This window comes from Microcoleus sp. OTE_8_concoct_300 (assembly GCF_031383065.1).
In the GTDB taxonomy this organism is placed as follows: domain Bacteria; phylum Cyanobacteriota; class Cyanobacteriia; order Cyanobacteriales; family Microcoleaceae; genus Microcoleus.
The window spans coordinates 1-2,821 of sequence record NZ_JANMZH010000869.1 but is presented as its reverse complement, the minus strand read 5'-3'; the positions used below and the strand labels follow the sequence as shown (position 1 = coordinate 2,821).

Genomic DNA, 2,821 nt, shown 5'->3' with positions numbered 1-2,821 from the left:
CCTAAAACTACTACCGACAAAGGTTGCAGAATTTCCTTCCCGGGGCCGCCTTCTAAGACTAAAGGTGCTAAACCCAAAGCTGATGTTAAGGCGGTCATCAGGATGGCGTTCAGCCGTTCCATCGAGCCTTTAACAATAGCTTCCTTAAAAGGCATTCCCTCGGCAAATTTAGTGTTGTAGTTGTCTACTAAAAGCAAGCCGTTGCGGGTGGCAACGCCAAATAAAGTGACAAAGCCAACTAAAGAAGCTACAGAGATGATGCCGCCCGTCAAAGCTACGGCAATTACTCCTCCCACTAATCCGATCGGCAAATTAATCATAATCATAGCAGTTGAAGCGATAGACTTGACGGACAAGTACATCAATACTGTAATTACCAAAAAGGCGATCGCACTAAATATCATAATATTTTGCGAAGCTCTTTGTTCTGCTTCAAATTGACCGCCGTACTGAATAAAATAGCCAAAAGGCAACTGCACCTCTCGTTTGACTTTAGCTTGAATTTCATTCACAACCGATCGCAAATCCCTACCTTTAGCATTAGCAGCCGCCACAATCAACCGGGAAACATTCTCGCGGTTAATCGTATTGGGCCCCGTACCGTATTTAACAGTCGCAACTTGGGCGAGGGGAATCTTGTTGCCGCTGGGAGTATCAACCAGCAAATTCTGAATAGTTTCTAAGTTATTTCTAGCTTCAGGCTGCAACCAAACAACTAAGTCAAAAGTTTGCTGCACCTCCAAAACTTGAGAAACAACTTTGCCGTTTAAAGCTGTCTCAATTATTTCAGAAAGCTCTCCGATTTTCAAACCGTATCTACCCGCAGCTTGACGGTTAAACTTAATTTGAATTTGTGGCACTGGCACCTGCGGTTCGAGTTGCAAATCCACAAGGCCTTCCACTGTTTTCATTTGCTCTTCAACTTTGGCACCGATGCTGCGAAGCTGATCCAAATCCGGGCCAAAGATTTTGACAGCAATCTGACTTCTGACACCAGATAAAACCTCATCCATCCGGTGAGAAATAAAACCGCCGATATTTGGTGCAACTCCCGGCAATTTAGCAAATTCCTGCCGCAGCGCCTCCAAAGTTTTCGGCCTGTTTTCCATGCCCTCCTCGCTCAAACCGATATCAATGTGAGCTAAATTGACTCCCGCAGCATCAGCATCTCCCGGAGCTCTGCCCGATCGCACTTGCACGTATTCAAACCTGCTATCATCCTTAAGTGCATCTTCGATCGCAAAAGCCGCGCTATCTGTTGTCTCCAAAGACACCCCCGGATAAAGGAGAATAGTATTCACCAAAGTTTGCTCCTGAAACTCCGGCAAAAACACCCGTCCAAAGGAAGGCAAAATAATTAATGCAGCCACCATGCTAGCAGCAGCTAAAGCTAAAATAATTCCCGAATAGCGCATTGACAATTCTATAAAAAAATGATAGATACGCTTGCAAAATCTCGGCAACCAAGGTTCCTCGGAACTCATGCGTTTGGTAGGCAACAAAATAGCACAAAGGGCCGGAGATATTAACAGCGATTCTAGACTAGAAATCACCACAACTACCAGATAAGTAATCCCCATAGGCGTAAAAATCCGACCTTCTACACCGGGCAAAGTAAAAATAGGAGAAAACACAACAATCCCAATAACAGTCGCTCCAATTAACGAATCGCGCACCTCCTGACTGCCGTCAAAAATTACATCCATCACCGGACGCGGGTGAAGAGAAGACCTATTTTCTCTCAAATTGCGGTAGGTATTTTCCGCATAGACAATTGCATCGTCGATCGCAGTGCCGATCGCCACCGACAAACCCCCCAAAGTCATCGTATTCAGCCCCAGCCCCAGCCAATTCATCGCCAGCAGCGCCAACAGCCAAGTCAGAAAGAAATCCAGCAAAACAACCGTCAGAGTGCGCCAATTCATCAAAAACGGGATGAGAATAAGGGTGACAATGATACTACCTTCAACTAAAGCCGATCGCACATTCTCCACCGAGGAATTAATATATTCTTCCTGTCGAAAAGTCACAGTAACTTTAATATCTTTTGGCAGAGCTTGCTGCACCTCAGCCATTGCTGCCTCAACCGCTTTAGTTACCGTCGGAGTATCAGCAACTGGCTGTCTGTTTACCATCACAATCACAGCTTTTTTGCCGTTAAAACTGCCATCGCCCCGCTTGATTGCAGCACCAATCTTGACATCAGCTACATCAGAAATTCTGACGGGTGTGCCGTGGCGAGAGTCGATCGCCGATTGCTGCAAATCTTCCAGAGACTCAATCCGCCCCACCCCCCGGATTAAAGTTTCTCGATCCGGCGTAATTAAATACCCCCCCGGCGCGTTAACATTCGCAGCCGCCGCCGCTTCGGCAACTTGCTGCAACGACACATTAAAAGCTTTCAACTTGGCAGGTTCTACTAATACTTGATACTGCCTCTGATCGCCGCCGTAAGCCACCACTTGAGCAACGCCAGTCACAGCTAGAAGGCGATTTGTGACTTGCCAATCAACCAGACGGCGCACTTCCATCAAAGGAGTAGTTTCCGAGGTAAAAGCATAGGTAATCACCAGGCCGACTGGAGAAGTTGTCGGAGAAATTTGCGGTGTTTCTACCCCAGCCGGGAGTTTGCTTTCAGCTTGCTGCAACCGTTCTGTTATCAACTGCCGCGCTTGATAAATTTCAGTTCCCCAATCAAAGATTACCTTAACCGCAGAAAGGCCCACAGCGGAAGACGATCGCACTGCTGTTACCCCTGGAGTTCCGTTAATCGCACTTTCGATCGGCAGTGTTACCAAAGACTCGATTTCTTCCGGCGCGA

At 47.0% G+C, this 2,821-nt stretch carries 1 protein-coding gene; it reads right to left on the bottom strand.

Annotated elements, in window-relative coordinates; genetic code table 11:
- Positions 1–2,821: efflux RND transporter permease subunit (locus ACUVJL_RS38015; RefSeq protein ID WP_445250539.1), on the bottom strand; the 2,821-nt coding region annotated here is incomplete at both ends.